The organism is Sphingopyxis sp., from assembly GCF_016463645.1.
In the GTDB taxonomy this organism is placed as follows: Bacteria; Pseudomonadota; Alphaproteobacteria; order Sphingomonadales; family Sphingomonadaceae; genus Sphingopyxis.
The window spans coordinates 1-4,276 of the sequence record NZ_JAEMQX010000206.1 but is presented as its reverse complement, the minus strand read 5'-3'; the positions used below and the strand labels follow the sequence as shown (position 1 = coordinate 4,276).

The 4,276-nt window shown below is 67.0% G+C and carries 6 protein-coding genes and 1 pseudogene; all 7 read right to left on the bottom strand.

The window, feature by feature from the left end; genetic code table 11:
• On the bottom strand, positions 1–944 hold a 944-nt coding region (gene gspK / locus JHC57_RS21455), incomplete at its 3' end, for a type II secretion system minor pseudopilin GspK (RefSeq protein WP_294032613.1).
• Positions 941–1,552, bottom strand: coding sequence for a type II secretion system minor pseudopilin GspJ (gene gspJ / locus JHC57_RS21450; protein ID WP_294032612.1), 612 nt, complete (start codon positions 1,550–1,552; stop codon positions 941–943). The genes gspJ and gspK, both read right to left, overlap by 4 nt.
• The gene (gene gspI / locus JHC57_RS21445) at positions 1,549–1,914 is read right to left on the bottom strand and encodes a type II secretion system minor pseudopilin GspI (RefSeq protein WP_294032611.1); all 366 of its coding nucleotides are present in this window, start codon (positions 1,912–1,914) and stop codon (positions 1,549–1,551) included. Before gspI ends, gspJ begins: the two co-directional genes overlap by 4 nt.
• Positions 1,904–2,386: a GspH/FimT family pseudopilin gene (locus JHC57_RS21440; protein ID WP_294032610.1), complete on the bottom strand. Its 483-nt coding sequence runs from the start codon at positions 2,384–2,386 to the stop codon at positions 1,904–1,906. Before JHC57_RS21440 ends, gspI begins: the two co-directional genes overlap by 11 nt.
• Entirely contained in the window at positions 2,361–2,864 is a 504-nt protein-coding gene (gene gspG, locus JHC57_RS21435) for a type II secretion system major pseudopilin GspG (protein WP_294032609.1), read from the bottom strand. The genes JHC57_RS21440 and gspG overlap by 26 nt, the downstream gene beginning before the upstream one ends.
• Before the next feature lie 2 nt (positions 2,865–2,866).
• A complete protein-coding gene (gspF, locus tag JHC57_RS21430; RefSeq protein ID WP_294032608.1) occupies positions 2,867–4,081 on the bottom strand; it encodes a type II secretion system inner membrane protein GspF in 1,215 nt (404 codons plus the stop codon).
• Positions 4,074–4,276 (bottom strand): annotated as a pseudogene (locus tag JHC57_RS21425) (type II secretion system protein GspE); the annotation flags it as partial. The pseudogene JHC57_RS21425 and the gene gspF, both read right to left, overlap by 8 nt.

Genomic DNA, 4,276 nt, shown 5'->3' with positions numbered 1-4,276 from the left:
CCGCCATTGGCATCAATCAGCGAAACTGCGGTCAAGAAACCGTCCCCCATCGTCACATTCGTCGTCAGCGCCAGCCACCGGCTGTTCACGCCCGCCTGTTCGGCGACATCGGTCGGCGGCTTGCGTCCTTCAAACGGACCCGCCTCCCAGAATCGCACGCTGCTGCCATAGCCGCCAGCGGGGCGCGCCGCCAGCGCCGCTCGCGCGCTCGCGACACTGATTTCGCCGGGCTGCAACATCGCCAGCAGCGGCGCCTGTTCGGGCGCGAGCGTATTGATGTTGAGCTTTACCGGATCGGTGACCGGCAAGACGCAAATCCAGGGCTTGAGCCGCGCGTAAATTTTCGGCGTCACCCCACGCACCGCACGGAGTTCGCTGACATCCGCCATCTTGCGATTGGCGGGCAAATAGGCGCCCTGCATCGAGCGATAAGCGTTGTCTTCGGCGCCGAGCGGACCCTCATTGCCGTCGCTGTCGATCCAGTCGGCCGTAGCGCCGGCAATCGCCTGCGCCTGACCGGGCTCGATGCCGAGCAGGCCCATCAATTCGCCGAACTGGCGCATCGCGCCCGATCGCTGGCTGAATCGACCCGGCACCGTCTCGGCGACGAGGCTGTTGAGGTTGAAGCAATTGTTCGCGTCGGTCAGTTTCGCGCGTCCTTCACCGCCGGGCAGCGGCAGGGTGAAATCGCGCCCGAGCCAGTTGCCGGCGAGCGTCAGCTTCGCGGGATCGCGCCCGACGAGATCGGCGACGCGGCGCAGCGCAATCTGTTCGGCGGCAAAGGCATAGGCGCGCCCTTGATCTACCGTCGCCGCGCTGCCCGCGATGCGCGTCGCGAGCGTCAGCCGGTCGAGCGCGGTCGCGGCGATCACCGCCATCACCGCAACGAGCAGCAACACGGTGAGCAGCGCGGCGCCGCGTTCGTCCTTCGGCGGCTGCATCATGGCGCCGGCGCTCCCTGCACCGGTGGCGACGGCAGGGTCGGCGCGGTCAGAAACAGCATCGTCAACGCCTCGCGTCCCGTACGCGAGATTCGCACTTCGACGGCTTTGGGCAGCCGGTCGCCGGGTTCGGAATTCCAGCTCTCGCCCCAATTGCCCCTCTCATCGCGATAGCGGACCGCCACCCCGGCGACGTCGCCGATCAGTCGGTCGCCTTCACCTGGCGCGGTACCGTCGAGCATCGGCTGCGCCGCACGGCGCCATTCGTTGCCGACTTGTGCATAACCGACACGCTCGACGCTCGGCCGCGGACTGCCGTCAAGCGCGCCCGCTCCCACATGCACGAAGGCAAAGCCGGTCGAGGAACCGACGAACGCCGGGACCGCCTCACCCGCCGGACCCCGCGACGAGCGCTGGACCGCTTGCGCAAGGTCGTTCGCCATCACCGCGCGAAGGCGGTTCATGCCGCTCATCCCTTTCAGCCGCTGCTGCACCGCCTCCTGCGTGTCGATGCTGCTGCGGAGCAGGCCGACCCCCATCGCCGCGATCGCGGCGAAGATGGCGAGCGCGACGAGCATCTCGACGAGAGTGAAGCCGCGTTCGTCGTTCATCGCGACGGCCGGATGATAGTCAATGCCGCCTGCCCGCGCCCGCTTTCGGGGCGGACGAGCAGGTCGATGCGCAGCAAGCTGTCGTCGGCGGTCTTCGCGACGCGCTGTTCGACGCGCCAGTTGCGCCCGGCATTCGCAACGCCGGTCGCGCTGTTGCCGATCGTGGGCGGCGCCGGGTCGGTCCAGAGTTCAACCGCGCGGTTTTGCGCGACGATACCCGCCATCGTATTTTCGTCGAGGTCGCCCGCGGTACGCACCGCATAGGCGTCGAGGCGGATCAGCGCGAGCGCGGCGATGCTGATGACACTCAGCGCCACGAGCATTTCGAGCAAAGTGAAGCCGCTTTCGCTTTTATTGCCCACGGCCGATCTCCCCGGTCGCCGAGACGCGCACCACCTCGCGCGCGTCGCCGCCGGTCAGCACGACGGCCTGCGGTGTCGGACTGATGCCAACGCGATCGAACAGGATGCGCGCCGCACCCCGTCCGTCGCCTGCGGCGAAGCGCACGTCGCCGGGCCAGTTCCGCTGCTCGAAGGCGCGGCCGGGTAGCGGCTGCCATTCGCCCGCCACCCGCCGCTCGAAGCCATAGCCCGAGGGCGCGAAATTGACTGCGACGCTGCGCCCCTCGATCACCGCCACGTCACGCGCGGCGGCGATCCGCGCGGCGAGTCGGTCGGCCTCGCTGCGCACGGTGCGTTCCTCGCCGGGAATGGTGAGTACGACCGCGGTCGCGGCGAGCGCCATGATCGCAAGCACGACCATCAGTTCGACCAGGGTAAAGCCGTTGGCGTCGGGACGCGCGCGCGCCTCAGCCGTCGCTGCGAATATCCGCATTGTCGTCGGTCCCGCCGGGTGCGCCATCGGCGCCGAGCGACCAGACGTCGAACGCCTTCCCGTTCGGCCCGGGCGCCTGATAATTATAGGGGCGGCCCCAGGGATCCTCGGGCAATTTCTTGATATAGCCGCCGCGGCGATAGCGTTCGGGCTGCGCGAGCGCGGGCGGCGCGGTGACGAGCGAATTCAGCCCGTCGGTCGATGCGGGATAGGTCAGATTATCGAGGCGATATTGTTCGAGCGCATTTTCGAGCGTCGCGATATCGGCCTTGGCCTTCGTCACCATCGCGCGATCCTGACTCGGCAGGACGTTGATCATCACGACCGTCGCGAGCAGCCCGATGATGAAGATCACGACCATCAATTCGGTCAGCGTGAAGCCGCGCTCGTCACTCTTGCGGCGTAGGGACAGTTGTCGGCCCCGATCGGAGTAGGAGGTATCGAGCATCAGGCGAAAGATTAGCTTCATCAGCGACATTTTCATAGTCCGGCTAGATTCTGCAACTGAAGGATCGGGAGCAGAATGGCGAGAATGATCAGGGCCACGCATGACCCCATAACGACAATTATGACAGGTTCGAGAAGCGCCATCGACGCCGCCGTGAAGCGGTCGAATTCACGCTCGAGATAGTCGGCGGCGCGCTCGAGCATCACCTCGAGCCGTCCCGCGCTTTCGCCGCTGGCGGTCATATAGACGAGCAACGGCGGGAAAACCCCGGCATCGCGGAGCGCAGTGGACAGGCCTCCGCCCGCGCGCACCTGATCGACGATATGAGCGGTCGCGCCGGCGAGCGCGGCGTTACGGATCGTCGGAACGGTCAGCTTCAGCCCTTCAACGAGCGGCAGGCGGCTCGACACCATCGTCGACAGCGTGCGAGCGAAGCGTGCCGCGTAGAGGTCGCGAAGCAGGCGGCCGAAAAGCGGCAGGCGGAGGAGGCGCGCGTCGACCGCGGCCTTGAAGGCCGGGCGGCGCATCGCGGTGAACCAACCGAAGCCCAGCGCTATGATCAGCAGCGCGATCAGCCACCACCAGTTCGCGGCGAAGCTGGAGATCGCAATCACCGCGCGGGTCAGGAAGGGCAATTGCTGGCCGGAGTCGGTGAATTGCTCGACGACGCGCGGGACGACGAAAATCATCAACGCCGCGACGACTCCGATCGCAACGATCGCGAGCACGACCGGATAGGCGAGCGCGGCGATCAGCTTGCCGCGGACCTCGGCCTGGCGTTCGAGCAGGTCGGCAAGACGCGCGAGGATCGTCGTGAGACTGCCGGTGGTTTCGCCCGCCGCGACCATCGCGCGATAGAGCGGCGGAAAGCTGCCCGGCTGGCGTCCCATCGCATCGGCAAGGCGCCGCCCCTCCAGCAGACCCGCATGAACGTCGCTGATGACGGCACGCGCGCTTTCGGCCTCGCTCTGCCGCGTCAACGTGCGCAGCGCTTCTTCGAGCGGCGCAACCTCGGCGAGCGTTGCGAGTTGGCGCGTGAAGAGCGCCAGTTCCTTGGCTGAAAGCCGGTTCTTGCGAAAGGCCAGCAACGAGCGACCGGCGGGCTTCGCGCCCGCTGCCTCGACCGCGACGATATGGAATTTGCGGCGGATCAGGTCGGCGCGCGCGGCATCGTCGTTGACGGCGGTCAGCCGCCCCTTGCGCTCGCGGCCCTGGGGATCGATCGCCACATAGCGATAATCAGGCATCGACATCCTCGCGCCGCGCAATGCGGATCGCCTCCTCGGCGGTCGTCATCCCCTTGGCGACCATCGTTCGTGCCGCCGAGGCGAGCGTCGGAGATTTGAGGAAGGCGTGTTTCGCGATCATCGCCTCGTCGCCTCCGGCATAGATATAGCGACGGACGGTCTCGTCGACCTTGATCGCCTCGAACACCCCGATGC